Source organism: Micromonospora qiuiae, from assembly GCF_016863555.1.
Classification (GTDB): Bacteria; Actinomycetota; Actinomycetes; order Mycobacteriales; family Micromonosporaceae; genus Micromonospora; species Micromonospora qiuiae.
In genome coordinates this window covers 1-14,337 of sequence record NZ_BOPC01000062.1, presented here as the reverse complement: position 1 = coordinate 14,337, position 14,337 = coordinate 1, and the positions used below count along the sequence as shown (strand labels likewise).

The window sequence follows — 14,337 nt, the reverse complement described above, 5'->3', positions numbered from 1 at the left end:
ACCCAGATGGCAACTGTCGTTGCCGTGTCCGCTCGGTGAGTAGCCACACCGGGACGAGGCCAGGACGGCAACTCCCAGGCGCCTTCAGCACGAGCGCTCCGGGGCGGAGTGTCAACAGACCGAGCCGGCAGGCCCGCACGCTCCGGGGCCGGCGAGCCGCTCGCTGACCAGACGCTGGATGGCCCGGAGGAACACCTCGCGCTCGGCCTCGGGCAGCGCGGCGAGCACGTCCGCCTGGATGCGGGCGGAGACCTGCCGGGCCTCGTCGAGCACCTGCTCCCCCTTCGGGGTCAGCTCGACCAGCCGGGCCCGCCGGTCGGCCGGCGCGGGCACGCGTCGGGCCAGGCCGTCCGCCTCCAGTTGGTCCAGAGTCACCACCATGGTGGTCTTGTCGACCCCGCATGACTCGCCGATCTGGCGCTGGGTGAGACCACCGTCGTGGGCGCGCAGCAGGACACCGTACGCCCTGGGCGAGATGCCCAACTCGGCCAGACCCGCGGCATGCTCGGCCCGCAGCGCGTGACTGGCCCAGCTGAGCAGGAACATCAGGTCCGACGGGCGGCCCGGCGACGGGAGGTCCATGCACCGAGGCTAACAAGATATTCTCAGGCGGGATCGTTGCCCCGTCACCGACCATCGGGGGATTCCCGCAATGGTGGGCCCGGCCCACAATGTCACCGTGACCACGGCAATTCCGCACCGCCGCAGCCGTACCGCTCACCAACATCCGACAGGCCCGACACCCGGTCCCCCGAGCACCACACCCTGGCTCGTCGCCGGGGCGACGACCCTGGTCCTGCTGGGGTTGGCGCCCCGCTACGGCTACCACCGCGACGAGCTGTACTTCCTGCTCGCCGGCCGTCACCTCGACTGGGGCTACGTCGACCAGGGGCCCCTGGTGCCCGCCCTGGCCCGGTTGGCCGACACGGTCGCGCCCGGCAGCCTGCTCGCCCTGCGTACGCCGTCGGCGCTGCTGGCCGGTGGCGCGGTGCTGCTGGTCGCCGCGATCGCCCGGCAGTTCGGCGCCGACCGGAGCACCCAGACGTTCGCCGCCCTGCTCGGCGCCACCTCGGGGATCGTCCTGGCCACCGGCCACCTGCTCAGCACCAGCACCGTCGACCTGGTGGTCTGGCTGGCCGCCGCGCTGTTCACCGTACGGCTGCTGCGCACCGGGGACGGCCGGTGGGCCCTCGCGGTCGCGGCGGTCCTCGGCATCGGCATGTTCAACAAGCTGCTGCCCGCGCTGCTCGCCGTGGGGTTGGTGACCGCCTTGGCGCTCGCCGGACCGCGCCGACTGCTGCGCGAGCGCTGGGTGCTGGCCGCCGCCGGACTGTTCGGGCTGCTCGCCGCCGCGAGCCTGACCTGGCAGGCGGCCAACGGGTTCCCCCAACTGGGGGTCGCGGCGACGATCTCCGATGGTGACAGCTCCTACAGCGGCCGGCTGGACGCCCTGCTGCTCCACTTCGTGATCATCAGTCCGTTCGTCGTGCCGATCTGGGTGGCCGGGCTGCTCGCCCTGCTGCGCCGACCGACCTGGCGCGGCTACCGGGCGCTCGGCTGGGCCTGGCCGGTGGTCGCCGGCGTCGTGCTGCTGGCCGGAGGCAAGGGCTACTACGACGCCCCGCTGCTGTTGGTGCTCACCGCCGCCGGTGCGGTCGTCGCCGCCGGATGGGCGGCCCGCAGTCGCGTACGCCGGGGATTGTTGGTGGCCGTGGTCGTGCTCACCACCGCCAGCAACGCGGTGCTGCTGCTGCCCCTGCTGCCGGCCGAGCGGCTGCCCGGATTCGTCGTCGCCGTCAACTACGACGCTGGCGAGACCATCGGCTGGCCGGCGTTCGCCGACTCGCTCGCCGCCGTGCACCGTGAGCTGCCGGCCGAGGAGCAGGCCCGGGCGGTCATCCTCACCGCGAACTACGGCGAGGCCGGCGCGGTGGCCCGCTACGGCCCGCAGCGCGGGCTGCCCGCCGCGTACTCCGGGCACAACAGCATGGCCGACTTCGGTCGGCCACCGCACGACGCCGACGTGGTGATCGCCGTGGGCTGGTCGCGACCGGATCAGCTGCGGGCCTGGTTCACCGACGTCACCCTCGCCGGACGGGTGGACCAGCAGGTGGCGGTGGAGAACGACGAGAACGGCGGGCCGATCTGGCTGTGCCGAGGGCTGCGCCGCCCGTGGGCCGACATCTGGCACACCGAGGTACGTCACACGGGGTGACCGGCTGCCGCCCGCACGGCCACGGCGGGCCCCACCGGCGGGTTAGGGTGCTGCGATGGGTACCCACTGCGCCGCGGTCGAGGCGCTCAAGGCCGACCCGGCCACCGCCGCGCTGCGCCGCTCGCTGGAGGTCTACTACGGCGATCCCGACCGGGACGCGGCGATGGACGCCTTCTACGCCCGTTTCGTACGCCCCGGCGACCTGGTGTTCGACATCGGCTCGCACGTGGGTGACCACATCGGCTGCTTCCGCCGCCTCGGCGCCCGGGTCGTCGCCGTGGAACCGCAACCGCTGTGCCTGCGGGCGCTGCGCGCCATCTACGCCGACGATGACCAGGTCACCCTCATCGAGGCGGCCTGCGGGGCGCAGCCGGGTCGGGTCGGGTTCCTGGTCAACTCCGCCAACCCGACCGTCTCCACCGCCTCGGCCGACTTCGTGGCGGCGGCGGCCGGCGCCGGCGGCTGGGAGGGCCAGGTGTGGGACGGACGGATCGAGGTCCCGGTCACCACCGTCGACGCGCTCATCGCCGAACACGGCACGCCCACCTTCGTCAAGATCGACGTGGAGGGCTTCGAGGACGCCGTCCTCGCCGGCCTGAGTCGCCCGCTGCCGGCGCTGTCGTTCGAGTTCACCACGATCGGCCGTACGGTGGCACTGCGCTGCCTGGACCGGCTCACCGCGCTCGGCTTCGGCGGCTTCGACGTGGCGCTCGGTGACGACAAGGCGTTGACCCTCGGACGGTGGGCCAGCGCCGAGGAGATGGCCACCCATTTGCTCACGCTGCCGCACGAGGCCAACTCCGGCGACGTGTACTGCGTACCGACACCGACCTGACCGAGCGGCGATCAGTCGGGCGGGCTGACGGTTACCAGCCGGTCGACCGCCTCAGCGAGGATGCTGTGCGCCTCCGCCACGCCTGCCCCCGATTCGGCGGCGAGCAGTTGCAGGCAGAGACCGTCGATCAGGGCGAGCAGCACGGTGGCGTGACGCAGCCGATCCGGGTGACGTAGTGCCCCCTCGGCCTCCAGCGTGGCCAGCCAGGTGTCGACCCGGTCGAGCGCACGGGCGGTCATCCCGGACAGCAACCGCCGAGCCTGTTCGGTGCGCTGCGGACCGAGCGCCGAGGCGTAGAGCGCGAGCCAGTTCTCCAACTCGACCCGGCTGTCGGCAGTCGTCGGAAGGAACTGGGCCAGGCATTCGGTCAGCCGGGCCGCCGCCGGCACCGTGCGGTCGCCGATGCGCAGGTCGAGCAGTTCGGCGTCGAGGCTCTGGTCGACCACGGCCTGATGGAGGGCGCGCTGGGTCGGAAAGTAGTGCCGCAGGGTGCTCGCGCCGATGCCGGCGCGCGCGGCGACGGCGCGTACGGTCAACGCGGCCAGGCCACGCTCGGCGGCGATCTCCGTCGCCGCGCGCAAGATCTGCTCCCGCCGATCACCCATCGTCCACCTGTCTCTTCCGTCGACCTCCGATAGCACACCGTACTAGTTCATCCACATCTCCCTGGTCGCGTACTTCGCCACCCCGCTGGGGCTGGATCGCTACCTGATCCCCAGGTGGGACGGTCGACCGATCACCGGCTGGCGAGGCGCCGCCGTTGCTCGCCGGCACGGAGCCAGGGCGGAGACGACGGTGAGGCGCTCGTGCGGGCCGTGAAGGCCGTCTTGGCCCGCTCGCACCCGAGGCATACCCTGGCCCGGTGCTGTTCCAGATCAAGGGCCTGTCGCGACACTTCACCGAGGAGACGCTCCGGGCTCACCTGCTGAGCCGCGCCACACGCGCCGAAAACGGATGTCTCATCGTGCGCGGCTACGGCGCCCAGCGCGGCGTGTACCAGAAACTCGCCGGCCGGGCGTGGGCGCACATCGCGGCGTACGTGGTCTTCGTCGGCGGCTACGACCCCACTCTCGAGGTCCACCACGACTGCGGTGCGCCGGACTGCATCGAGCCCAGCCACCTACGCCAGCGCAGCCGCGCCGACAACTGCCGCGACCGCGCCCAGCGCCCGCAGTGCCGCAACGGCCACGACCGGGAGATCGACCCGGCCACCGGCCGCTTCCGGCGGGTCTGCCGCATCTGCAACCGGCAGGCACAGCAGCGCTGGCGCGCACGCCAGGCCGCCGAGGTCGCCGAAGCGCGCACGGCGTACGGGCGGACGCCGTCGGCCCCCACCCGGTGATGTGTGCGGAAGGGCTCACCGTCGAATCCGTAGACACCGATTGGCTCATTTATGGGAGTCGCTGGCCCCCCGCCACCGCAGGGCCTTCCCTCAGTGAAGACCGCGCCAGTCACCAGCTGATGCGGCTAGATAGTCGGGCAGGGCCACGGTGCTGCTGACTTTCTCGCCCAGCTTGAGCATGCCGTTCAGGAACAGGCGCCGGGACAGCAGGGCGTTGCGGAGGCGTATGCCGGTGGCGGTGGCGGGGGCGAGGAACTTCCCGGTGCGGTCGCCGCCTGCCTGACAGCCCTCGGCGTACTTGCGGAGCCTGCTCTCGTAGCGGGCGAAGGCCGTTCGGTGATCGCCCTGGGCTCGCGCGAGTTCGCCGGCCAGGACGTACGCGGCGACCACCGCGGTTCCCGTGCCCATGCCGCCGATGGTGGCTCCGCAGGCGGCGTCGCCAACGAGGCACACGCGCCCTGTGGACCAGGTTTCCACGTCCGCCCGGCTGATCGAGTCGAAGTACAAGTCGGAGGCCTGGTGCAGTGAGGCGAGCAGGCGGGGCACCTCCCAGCCGAGGCCGGAGAACGCGTTGTCGATCAGGCGCTTCTGCTGTTCGGGGTCGTGGCGGTCATACGACAGCTCCGGCGCGGCGAAGACGAAGAATGCCCCTGCCCGTGCCGGATCCCGGTGGTCGCTGCCGATGGAGGCCAGCCGCCCCGGCACGTTGTACCCGACGGATTTCTCTCCCACCTTCAGGACGTTGGGCAACTGCCAGGTGGCGGCGTAGTAGCCGAGGTGGCTCACGTAGTCCTCCTCCGGCCCGAAGGCGAGGCGACGGACGTTGGAATGCAATCCGTCCGCGCCGATGACCAGGTCGAAGTCGCGCGAGATTCCGCTTTGGAGGTCGGCCCGCACGCCGGAGGAGGTCTCGGTGAGGCTGACAATCGAGTCGCCGAAGATGTACTCGGTGTAGGGGGCGCTGTGCTCGTAGAGCACTCGGGCCAGGTCTCCGCGAAGCACCTCTATCTCGCCGCCGGCGAACTCGGCCGGCAGGTCCAGCAGCGTGCGGCCGCGTTCATCAACAAAGCGGATCGGGCTGCCGCCGGTCTGGATGCGCCGCAGTTCGGGAAGCAGGCCCATGCGTTCCAGCACGGTCAGATGCGTTTCGCCACGGAAGTCGACGGCCTGACCGCCCTGGCGCAGAGCCGGGGCCACTTCGACGACGGTGGGCTGGAAGCCGTGGCGTCCCAGCCAGTAGGCCAGCGCCGGGCCGGCGATGCTCGCACCGGAGATGAGGACGTTCCTGGTCATGGGTTTCCCTCCGCTCAAAAAACTGTGTCCCATGGACACTAATTTTCACTGTGTACTCTAGACACAGTTAATGCGGCGAGGCCAGACCATGAGGGGTGGCAGACATGGGTGGCGAGCACGCCGAGGTGGTGCGACTGCTGTGGGGTCCGCACCCCAAGCCCGCGCGAGGCCCGAGGCCGACACTCGACCTGGACCGCATCGCGCGGGCCGGGATCGAGATCGCCGACTCGGAGGGGTTGGCCGATGTGTCCATGCAGCGGGTCGCCGCGCAACTGGGCGTGACCAAGATGGCGCTGTACCGGTACGTGCCGGGCAAAGCCGAGCTGGTCGCTCTGATGGTGGATGCCGCGATCGGCTCCCACGCGGCGGCGGCGGAGGCGCGGCGTGGTGGCTGGCGTGAGCAGCTGGAAGAATGGGCCCACCAGCTGCTCGCTGTCTTTCGTCAGCACTCCTGGGCACTGGACGCCACTGTCGGGCCGCGGATCATGGGGCCTGGTGAGCTGTCCTGGCTGGAGCGTGCCGTGTCCGCCCTGGACGGCACCGGTTTGAGCGGTGCCGAGCGGATGGACGCCGCTGTCCTGCTGGCCGGTCACGTACGCGGCATCGCCCAGCAGGCCCGTGCGGCAGGTCCCGCAGGCAACCCCGAAGCCCAAGTGGGCGCCATCCTCAGCGATCTGATGCAGGCGCACGGCGAGCGATTCCCGGCGCTCACTGCGGCCCTCGCTTCAGCCGCCCAGTCCGACGGGCAAGATCAGGCATGGGATTTCGGCCTGCAGCGGATCTTGGATGGCTTGGCCGTACTCATCGACCAGCGCGCACGTTGAGCGCGGCCTGGCCATCCTGAGGGTTCGACCGGGACTTCTCGTCGGGTGACTGCTCCCATGCCGGTCCGGGGCGTACGGGACCCGAGCGTGCCAGCAGGCATGAATCACCGGTAGCCCGGTTCGACCGGGGGTCCGAGCGAGCTCGCCGCCTTGATCCGGCGAGCCATCGGTCAGAAGCCCAGCGAGGGCAACCTCTGGTAATCGATCGATCAGCACCATCCTAGGCGCTTACGCACCTTAACTGTCATTATGATGCATTCCTGATATGTCCGTTTCATGGCGATTGTTTATCGGATTGCTGTAACCGGTAATCCGGTAAACAGGGTCGGCGCGGTTCCGATCGCTTCCCCCGAAGAGAGTGATGTCGAGTCTCAGAGAGACTGGCGAGTACGCCGTGTCGGTGGCGGGACTCGTGGCGAGTTCTCATCCAAGTTGACGAAGGGCCTTGCCGAAGCCCCTCGGCGAGCCGGGCGGCGGCAACGCGCCGCCCTACTGGCCCGCCCGACTGGCAGGGTCGTGTAATCCAACTGTCTTGTATTCGCGTTCATGGCTCGTCCGCAATCACGGTGAGTCACACGGAGCATGGTGCTGGCGGCGAGATCTGCACACGATCACCGTCTGATGACGCGGCGGGCGATCTGGATGCCGTACTGACCGTGAGGGTGTCCGGACGACTGGTGCCCCATGTCGGCGGCAGATGCTTGCACCTGATCTTGATGATGGGCGGGTTGCAGTCGACGGGTGCGGGCGTGTCGGGAGTTGCTCAGCCGCGCGTCTATTTGGTCGATGCGTTGGCCTGTTGGCCGGTCGTGGCGGTGTCGGCAGCCGGCGCGGCGCGTAGGAGTCGCGCCGCGTATACCGCGTACCAGCCAAACGCTGCGGCTTGGCTGATTCGTTGCCAGAGGCCGTGGCCGGTGCCGGTCAGGGTGTCCATGTCGAAGTGCTGGGCGGCGACGTACATGGTTGCCGGCGTGAGGATGCCCGCGGCGACGGTGAGCAGGATCCAGGCCAGGCCCTCTCGGCGCAGTATCGCACGGTATGCCGTGCAGAGGATCGCTGCGGTCAGCGCTGCCCAGGTCGGGAACAGGTTCAGGTTGTGGATCCAGCTATGGATGGTGGGCTCGGTGGGTGGTGTCGAGCCGAGCGGAAATCCGGGATTCGGGTCGGTGACGAAGACCCCTGCGACGATCAGGCCGGCGCCGAGCACGCCGGTGAGCCAGGGGATCACCTTCGACCCCGGCCCATCGTGGAGCGCAGTGCGCACACCGACGGCAAAGGCGATCGTCAGCACGCCGGTGATCACGAAGTTCGCGATCTGCACCCAGCCCCAGTCGCCGTTGCTCAGCTCACTGCCCCACCGGTTGATCGCGTCGTAGCCGGGGCGAAGCGCGCCCTGGACGAGGATCACGACGAGGAACAGCAGCGGCGCAAAACCGCAGGCCAGCAGCCAACGCTGGCGTCGGGCCGCGCCCACATCGTCAACCATCACATGCTCCTTATCGCCGCTAAGCCCTTATCGGCGCTAAGGTAGCTCGATCGTTGCTAAGGTGTCAACTCATGGAGGGCAGGACCGGATCTCGCCCCGCCGGACTCGACCGGGCGAGCGTCGCCGCTACCGCACTCGCTCTGCTCGACGAGGTCGGGCTTGACGGGTTGACCGTGCGGCGGTTGGCGGCGGAACTGGGCGTGCAGTCGCCTGCGCTGTACTGGCACTTCCGCAACAAGCAGGAACTGCTCGACCTGATGGCGCAGGAGCTTCAGGTAGCAATGCGGACGAGCTCGCCACGCGACGACGAATCGTGGCCGCAGTGGACCGCCCGACGCGCCAGGGAGCGCCGCCAACTGCTGCTGTCCCGCCGTGACGGTGCTCGACTGGTCGCCGGCACCAGACCCGGGCCAGCCATCGCCCGGCAGGCAGAAGCCGAACTGCAGCCCCTCGTCAGCGCCGGGTTCACACCCGCCCAGGCGCTCCGCTCGATCACCGCCATTGGGCACTACGTCACGGGGTTCGTCATGGAGGAGCAGTCAGCCCGACGCCGACCCCAGCCGGACCTGCCGACATCACCAGGCTCAGCGATCCAGAACACGCCCACCTTGGCGGCGGCTATCCGCGAAGGCGGACCACCGGAGAGCAACGAAGCGTTCGAGCAAGGCGTCGCAATGCTCATCGACGGCATGCAGGCGCTGCTGCAACGCACCGCTAGCCGGCAACACTAGCCGCCACACAGCCACACAGCCCAGGGTGTGATGACCTAAATAAAGCCCCCGTCGGCCGCGTTGCTCCCGCCGGAAGATCCTGCGCGGCGAAACACACCACAAGCCGGAGACTGCGTCAATCGATTCCGGAACCTCTTACGGCGCCAAGCGCCTGCAAGAGCCGCGTCGATCGGCGAATGCACCGAATTCGGCAAATCAGTATGTGGGCCGGACGCCGAAAGCCCCCTACTACCAGGTCCCCTGGGCCTGACCAACCGTTGACGACGGATCGGGTGGCCGCCACGAGTGGCCGCCCGATCCCGCATGATGCCGGCGGGATCGGCGTGGATGAGAACAGCGTGGCCAGGTCAGGGGGTGGCGGCATCGCCTCGCACGATGCGGACGGTCAACTCCACGAACGGCTCGCTCATCGTCACATCGATGCCCTGCTGCTGCGCGTGCTGCCACACATGGTCGAGGACCGCGTCGATGCTGCCGTGGCCGCGCGGCGGCTTGAGCAGCCACAGCCGCCCACGGGGGCGCCCGGTGATCCCGACGCGGGCCAATGTCCAGTCATGGTCGTCATCGATCTCGGTCATCATCGCCGGGCCGACCTGGCGAGTCTCGGCGCGCAGCACCGTGCGCGTCTTCGGGTCCTGCTCGTACCAGGTTTCGTAGCGCGTGGCCCGGTCCGGAACCCAGGTCCGCGATTCCCGCGGCCATACTGCCGGCAGGAACGCGTACAACGGCGCGTCCGGTGCCAGCTGCCAGCCCTGCGCGGTCAGCTTCCGCACCTCCGGCAGCTGCTCCGGGGTCAGTCCGTCCGCCTCGCCGGCGTGCTCGGCGGCCGGGTCGGGAGGCTGGTCCAGGCCCCAGTCGTAGGCGGTGTCCATCCCCGCACTGTACGTCCGCACCTCACCGTGGCCGGTGCCGTTCGGTGAGGTCAGGACCCGGCATCCGGGGCGTCAGGCAGACGCAGCGGCCGGTAGCCGTCGGCGTCGAGTTGGGCGAGTTCGCCGTCGATGCCGACGGAGTGAGTGCCGTAGAAGTGCACGTTCTCGTGGTGGGTGGGCCAGGGCGGCGCGTCGATCATCGTGGGCAACGGCACACTCACCGGGAAGACCGCAACCGAGGGCCAGGTGTATCACGAAATGCTCCTGAAAACCGTGCGCACCTCAGCGGCCCGACGATTACGCCAGACAGCACAGCCTGGCTGAACAGCGGACTTGGTCTCTCAGCACCGATCCCAGGTGCCGACGCGGGCTCACTGTGGGCCCAGGACGGCAGCCTGTTCGCCATCGCCTGGCCAGCCAAGCAGACAGGCACAGAAATCGGCCCGATCCTGCGTATCGCCCCCCTCGTCAACAACCAGGTGATCTTCAGCCAGGCAGGCTGCTGGGACACCACCGGCCTCCCCTCGCAGCCCTTCACCGGCAAGCTCGCCGAGATCCCCGGCAGCGACTCCTACGCCCGAGCATCTGGCGGCGGGTTCCACGCTGTCCCCCTGACCACAGTGGAACAGTTGGCGACCGGATAACCCAAGCCCAACCATCGCTCGGCGCGCAACGGCAGTGGTCAGAGGCCACTCCAGCCGTATCGAAACGCCACCTATAGGGCCAATCTTTCGGCGCAGAAATCGGCGCTACTAATGGCTGCCAGCTGTCCCGGCCCGCCGCATTTCTGCTCTTGGGGATGGTGCAGCGTCGTACTTCTTGTGGGTGATTCTGCGGGAAGTCGTCAGGCCCTCAGCGACTCAACCTGCGACAGCAGTGCTCCACCATCGCCCGCCGGCGGATCGCCGCATCGCGCAGCCGCTCCACCGCCTCGTGCAGCACCAACCTCCGGTTGGGGTGCCCCACCATTGCCTCAGCATCAGTCCCACCACGGCTGTCACCGCCTGCAGGTCGGCATCGGTGGGCAGCTCACGCAGCACGGAGCGAGCCTGGATCGCCACCCCCGTTCAGGAAATCATCGATTCTCGAACAGCCGCTGGCGGCCCTCGCGCTAGATCAACTCCTGAGCGTTGTTTTTGGGCTGGATGTTACGGGCGGGCCTCAACGCGATCGTGCTCTGGAACACCCGCCACATCGACCTGGCCGTAAACCTGCTGCGCGCCAAGGGTTATCCAGTCAGAGACAAGGACGCAGCCCGCCTGTCGCCGCTGGCGTATGCTCACATCAACATGCTGGGCCGCTACAGCTTCCCCAAGCCCGGCGATGGGCCGCGGCTGCGTCCATTGCGCGATCCCGCCAAACCCGGGGATCGGATGCGCGCCAAGGACATCGAAACCCTGCCACGACTACGGCCGTGCCCGGTAGCGCCAGGGCGACTGCGGTCGACGCTGGCCGGGTAGTGCCCACTGATTCGGCGTCCTCTATGTGAGGAGGTCACCGAGTCCGAGCGCCTGGAAATATCCGTAGGACGTGACGCGGACGAACGCGTCGGCCATCTGCCTGGCGGAGACTGGCTGGCGGTTTTCCAGCCACCAGCTGATCGCGCCGACCAGCTGGCTGGCCACCATGACCAGCGGAATTTGCTGGGCATCCGGGATGACTATGCCAGAGATGGCCGTCAGCCGCTGGCGGCAAGTTCGACGCAGTGTTCGCGTAGGCGGGCGGCGAACCAAGGGCCGCCATGAGAACCCAACAGCGGCCCGTAAATGTCGGCGCGGCGGCCGATGTGGGTGAATAGCGTGGCCCAGGTGGCGATCCGGTCGGCTGGGTGCAGCGCTCCTGGCGGGCCCAGTTCGGCCAGCAGTGCGCGGGTCATGTGCTCGAAGATGTCTTCCACCAGGTGGTACTTGTCGCGGTAGTGGCGGTAGAAGGTTGCCCGGTTCACCATCGCCCGGCGGGCGATCTCTCCCACAGTCACCTGGTCGAAGCCCTGCTCGCGTACGAGAGCGGCGAACGCTTCGACGATCGCCTTACGGGTGCGCGCGGTGCGGAGGTCACCGGTCGTCTGCGACATTTCCCCTCCTGTGTCGCGCTACGCAACAGGATCGATGATCTGCTGATGGCCGTCCTCCTGATTGTGGTCGACGCTGGAGCCGACCCGGTTCGGGGCATCGACTTTGCCCCAATCGAAGGGATGGATGATGGCACGCGACTTCAGCATCGGTGGGACGTTGCGGTTGGGTTTGGCCCGCAGCGAAATGCTCGACTTCCAGATCGAGCGGGCACCCGCATACGCCACCTACGGCGGTGCCGCCGTCGGCGAATTGCTGTCGACGGTGGCGGACTTCCGGCGGCGTGGCGGAGACCGTCCCGCCTGGGTAGCAGCATGGCACTACGCCGGACGGCACGCCTTCGGGCGTGGGCAAGAGGCACTGGACGCTGGTCACCGCCACACGGCACGCTCACAGTTCCTGCGCTCGTACAACTACCTGCGATCGGCCGAGTTCTTCTTCGACCGGCTGCGTGATGGTGCCGTGGCCCACCGCGAACTGTATGAGGAAAGCGTCGCCAGCTTCGACGCGGCGTTGCCGCTATTCGATTTTCGAGTGGAGAAGGTGGCCGTGCCGTACGAAGGTGACATCATGCTGCCGGGCTACTTCTTCGCCTGCGCCGACCGAGGAACGGCTGCGCCTACCGTCATTCTTTCCGGGGGCGGTGACGGCTTCGGCGAGGAGAGCTACTTCTTCGCTGGTGTTCCGGAGGCGCTGCGTCGCGGCCTCAACGTCCTGGTGTTCCACGGCCCTGGGCAGCGCGGTGTGCTGCACCGCCACCCCGACCTCACCTTCCGGCAAGACAGCGAGACCGTTTTCGCCGCCCTGCTGGACTTCATCGCCGCCCGGCCTGACGTTGACCCCGCCCGGGTGGCGCTCTACGGCGTCAGTTTCGGCGGATACCTCGCCTCCCGCGCCGCCGCGCGCGACCACCGGTATGCAGCACTTGTGGCTAACGCACCGATCCGCGACATGCGCGCCCTCATGACCGCCGGCATCCTCGACCAAGTCCCAGCGGCCCTGCGCGGCCTTGTGGCCCGGCACCTGAATCGGGCGGTCGCGATCGTGACGCGCCGGGACTGGTCAATGCAAGCCGCAATCGAGAACTCGATGCTGTGGACGACCGCCGCGACGACCATCGAAGACTTCCTGCACCGGTGCGGCCAGTTCACCCTCGACAGCCTGGAGACCGACATTCGCTGTCCCACCCTTTGACTGTGCGGCGAAGGCGAAGGAGCTGAGGCCATCACACAAGCCCAGCTGTTCGCGGCGAATGTCACCGGTCCGGCCACCTTCCAGCTGCTACCCCGTGACGCCGGAGCCGACAACCACGTCGGCATCGGCAACATCAGCTACACCGCCGGCGTAATCTTCGACTGGCTCGCCGACCGGCTCGCAGCCAATGCTCCACGGCTGTAACCAGGGCACTCCGGGACCGAGACATTCGGGGACGTGGCTGCGGCGGCTCGGCCTGCGGGACTGTACAAATAATTTGTACAGTCCCGATCTTTCCCACGATCTCCCTCTCTGCTGCGATGTCGACCGAGCCGAGTTCGCCATGGTCGGCGACCTGCGCGAGGATCACGTTGTCCTCGCGGAGGCGCCGTGCTGAGACGGCCCGGCGTACCCCGGGTCCGCTCCACCGGCGGCATCGACGGTCAGCCGATGAGCAGCTCGAACATCTCGCCCAAGGCGCTTCGATCAGGCAGGCCTAGCAACTGCGGGAGTTGCTGGCTCGACCGCTGCGAGGCCGAACCGGCGCCGGTACTGCGAGGGGGTCAGCCCCGTCTCTCGGCGCATCAACGTGCGCAGGTTGGCGGTGGTGCCGATCCCGCTGTGCCGCGCTACCACCTCAAGGCGTGTCTCACCCAGCTCGATCAGCCGACATGCCAGGTCAAGTCGTTCCCGAGTGAGCCACGCCAGCGGTGTCGTACCCAATTGTGCTTGGAAACGGCGGTGCAGCGTCGCCGGGCTGACCGAGGCGTGCCTGGCCAGGTCAGCCACGGTCAGCGGCGCGTCGAGCCGCTGCTGGGCCCAGACCAAGGTGGGCGCGAGGGACTCGTCGGGAATGTCGAGCACGGGGCGCTCGATGAACTGCCGCTGGCCGCCGTCGCGGTGCGCGGCGAAGACCAGCCGTCGACTGACCGAGTTGGCGATCTGCATGCCGTGGTCTCGGCGGACGATGTGCAGCCCGAGATCAAGGGCGGCTGCACTCCCCGCTGCAGTGAGGATGTCGCCGTCGTCCACGAACAGTACGTTCTCTTCGAGCCGCACGGCGGGGAAGCGGTCCCGGAAGGAGTCCGCCCACTGCCAGTGCGCGGTCGCCCGGCGTCCGTCGAGCACCCCGGCCTCGGCAAGGGTGAAAGCGCCGCTGCAGAAGCCGACCAGTCTCGTGCCGCGAGCGTGTGCTCGCCGGATGGTGTCGAGTACGGCTGGGCGGCGGGGCACGTCGGTGTCGGGCCGATTAGGGACGATCAAGGTGTCTGCCGTGTCAGCCGCTTCCAGACCGGAGACCCCGGTCAAAGTGAAGAAGCCGTCCCGCATCAGCGTGCTCGGCTCGGGCGAGCAGAGACGGAAGTCGTACAGATCGCGGCCGACCTCGGGTCGATGCAGGCCGAAGACCTCCGTTGCGCAGCCGAGCTCGAAGGGATTCGAGTTCTCGTCCACGATCACGACGACGCGGTGCCC

17 protein-coding genes and 1 pseudogene are annotated in these 14,337 nt (G+C 68.7%); 8 read left to right on the top strand and 10 right to left on the bottom strand.

The genetic code is table 11. From position 1 onward, the window contains the following. Positions 1-111: 111 nt before the first annotated feature. Complete coding sequence (locus Vqi01_RS21355; protein ID WP_204036604.1) at positions 112-582, bottom strand: MarR family winged helix-turn-helix transcriptional regulator; 471 nt, start codon at positions 580-582, stop codon at positions 112-114. Between the two features lie 97 nt (positions 583-679). Here Vqi01_RS21355 and Vqi01_RS21350 point away from each other — a divergent pair, with 97 nt between their 5' ends. Further along, positions 680-2,215, top strand: a complete 1,536-nt coding sequence (locus tag Vqi01_RS21350; protein WP_239098563.1) for an ArnT family glycosyltransferase — start codon at positions 680-682, stop codon at positions 2,213-2,215. Between the two features lie 55 nt (positions 2,216-2,270). Continuing rightward, positions 2,271-3,050 (top strand): FkbM family methyltransferase, encoded by a 780-nt coding sequence (locus Vqi01_RS21345; protein ID WP_204036602.1) that lies wholly within the window; start codon positions 2,271-2,273, stop codon positions 3,048-3,050. Positions 3,051-3,061: 11 nt separating this feature from the next. Here the strand turns inward: Vqi01_RS21345 and Vqi01_RS21340 are convergent, their stop codons facing one another. Further along, a complete protein-coding gene (locus Vqi01_RS21340) occupies positions 3,062-3,655 on the bottom strand; it encodes a TetR/AcrR family transcriptional regulator (protein ID WP_204036601.1) in 594 nt (197 codons plus the stop codon). 257 nt (positions 3,656-3,912) lie between these two features. On the opposite strand from Vqi01_RS21340, the gene Vqi01_RS21335 reads away from it, so the two are divergent. Continuing rightward, positions 3,913-4,392, top strand: coding sequence for an HNH endonuclease (locus tag Vqi01_RS21335; protein ID WP_204036600.1), 480 nt, complete (start codon positions 3,913-3,915; stop codon positions 4,390-4,392). Between the two features lie 90 nt (positions 4,393-4,482). Here the strand turns inward: Vqi01_RS21335 and Vqi01_RS21330 are convergent, their stop codons facing one another. Then, positions 4,483-5,685, bottom strand: a complete 1,203-nt coding sequence (locus Vqi01_RS21330; protein ID WP_239098562.1) for an FAD-dependent monooxygenase — start codon at positions 5,683-5,685, stop codon at positions 4,483-4,485. Between the two features lie 104 nt (positions 5,686-5,789). Between Vqi01_RS21330 and Vqi01_RS21325 the strand changes: the two genes are divergently transcribed. Continuing rightward, positions 5,790-6,509, top strand: coding sequence for a TetR/AcrR family transcriptional regulator (locus Vqi01_RS21325; RefSeq protein WP_204036598.1), 720 nt, complete (start codon positions 5,790-5,792; stop codon positions 6,507-6,509). 775 nt (positions 6,510-7,284) lie between these two features. On the opposite strand, the gene Vqi01_RS21320 is transcribed toward Vqi01_RS21325, so the two are convergent. Further along, positions 7,285-7,995 carry a DUF998 domain-containing protein gene (locus tag Vqi01_RS21320; RefSeq protein WP_204036597.1) on the bottom strand — a complete coding sequence of 237 codons (711 nt, stop codon included), beginning with the start codon at positions 7,993-7,995 and terminating at the stop codon, positions 7,285-7,287. A 71-nt stretch (positions 7,996-8,066) separates the two neighbouring features. On the opposite strand from Vqi01_RS21320, the gene Vqi01_RS21315 reads away from it, so the two are divergent. Continuing rightward, entirely contained in the window at positions 8,067-8,726 is a 660-nt protein-coding gene (locus tag Vqi01_RS21315; RefSeq protein ID WP_204036596.1) for a TetR/AcrR family transcriptional regulator C-terminal domain-containing protein, read from the top strand. Between the two features lie 347 nt (positions 8,727-9,073). On the opposite strand, the gene Vqi01_RS21310 is transcribed toward Vqi01_RS21315, so the two are convergent. Further along, positions 9,074-9,598 (bottom strand): DUF5956 family protein, encoded by a 525-nt coding sequence (locus tag Vqi01_RS21310; protein ID WP_204036595.1) that lies wholly within the window; start codon positions 9,596-9,598, stop codon positions 9,074-9,076. Between the two features lie 50 nt (positions 9,599-9,648). Further along, positions 9,649-9,819, bottom strand: a complete 171-nt coding sequence (locus Vqi01_RS21305; protein WP_204036594.1) for a hypothetical protein — start codon at positions 9,817-9,819, stop codon at positions 9,649-9,651. A 258-nt stretch (positions 9,820-10,077) separates the two neighbouring features. Between Vqi01_RS21305 and Vqi01_RS21300 the strand changes: the two genes are divergently transcribed. After that, positions 10,078-10,242, top strand: coding sequence for a hypothetical protein (locus Vqi01_RS21300; RefSeq protein ID WP_204036593.1), 165 nt, complete (start codon positions 10,078-10,080; stop codon positions 10,240-10,242). 516 nt (positions 10,243-10,758) lie between these two features. After that, positions 10,759-10,956: pseudogene (locus Vqi01_RS31655) on the top strand (Tn3 family transposase); the annotation flags it as partial. 123 nt (positions 10,957-11,079) lie between these two features. On the opposite strand, the gene Vqi01_RS21290 reads toward Vqi01_RS31655, so the two are convergent. From Vqi01_RS21290 to Vqi01_RS31355, 3 genes are read right to left on the bottom strand one after another with little or no spacing between them, the layout of a single operon-like run. Next, on the bottom strand, positions 11,080-11,223 hold the full coding sequence (locus Vqi01_RS21290; protein WP_204036591.1) for a hypothetical protein: 144 nt from the start codon (positions 11,221-11,223) through the stop codon (positions 11,080-11,082). A gap of 53 nt (positions 11,224-11,276) precedes the next feature. Further along, a complete protein-coding gene (locus tag Vqi01_RS21285) occupies positions 11,277-11,672 on the bottom strand; it encodes a TetR/AcrR family transcriptional regulator (RefSeq protein WP_204036590.1) in 396 nt (131 codons plus the stop codon). Between the two features lie 18 nt (positions 11,673-11,690). Beyond that, positions 11,691-11,819, bottom strand: coding sequence for a hypothetical protein (locus Vqi01_RS31355; protein ID WP_275408832.1), 129 nt, complete (start codon positions 11,817-11,819; stop codon positions 11,691-11,693). Between Vqi01_RS31355 and Vqi01_RS21280 the strand changes: the two genes are divergently transcribed. Further along, positions 11,800-12,864: an alpha/beta hydrolase gene (locus tag Vqi01_RS21280; RefSeq protein WP_204036589.1), complete on the top strand. Its 1,065-nt coding sequence runs from the start codon at positions 11,800-11,802 to the stop codon at positions 12,862-12,864. The two genes, Vqi01_RS31355 and Vqi01_RS21280, sit on opposite strands and share 20 nt — an antisense overlap. Positions 12,865-13,350: 486 nt before the next feature. Here the strand turns inward: Vqi01_RS21280 and Vqi01_RS21275 are convergent. After that, positions 13,351-14,337, bottom strand: a 987-nt coding sequence (locus tag Vqi01_RS21275; RefSeq protein ID WP_239098561.1) for a GlxA family transcriptional regulator, incomplete at its 5' end; no start/stop codon positions are given.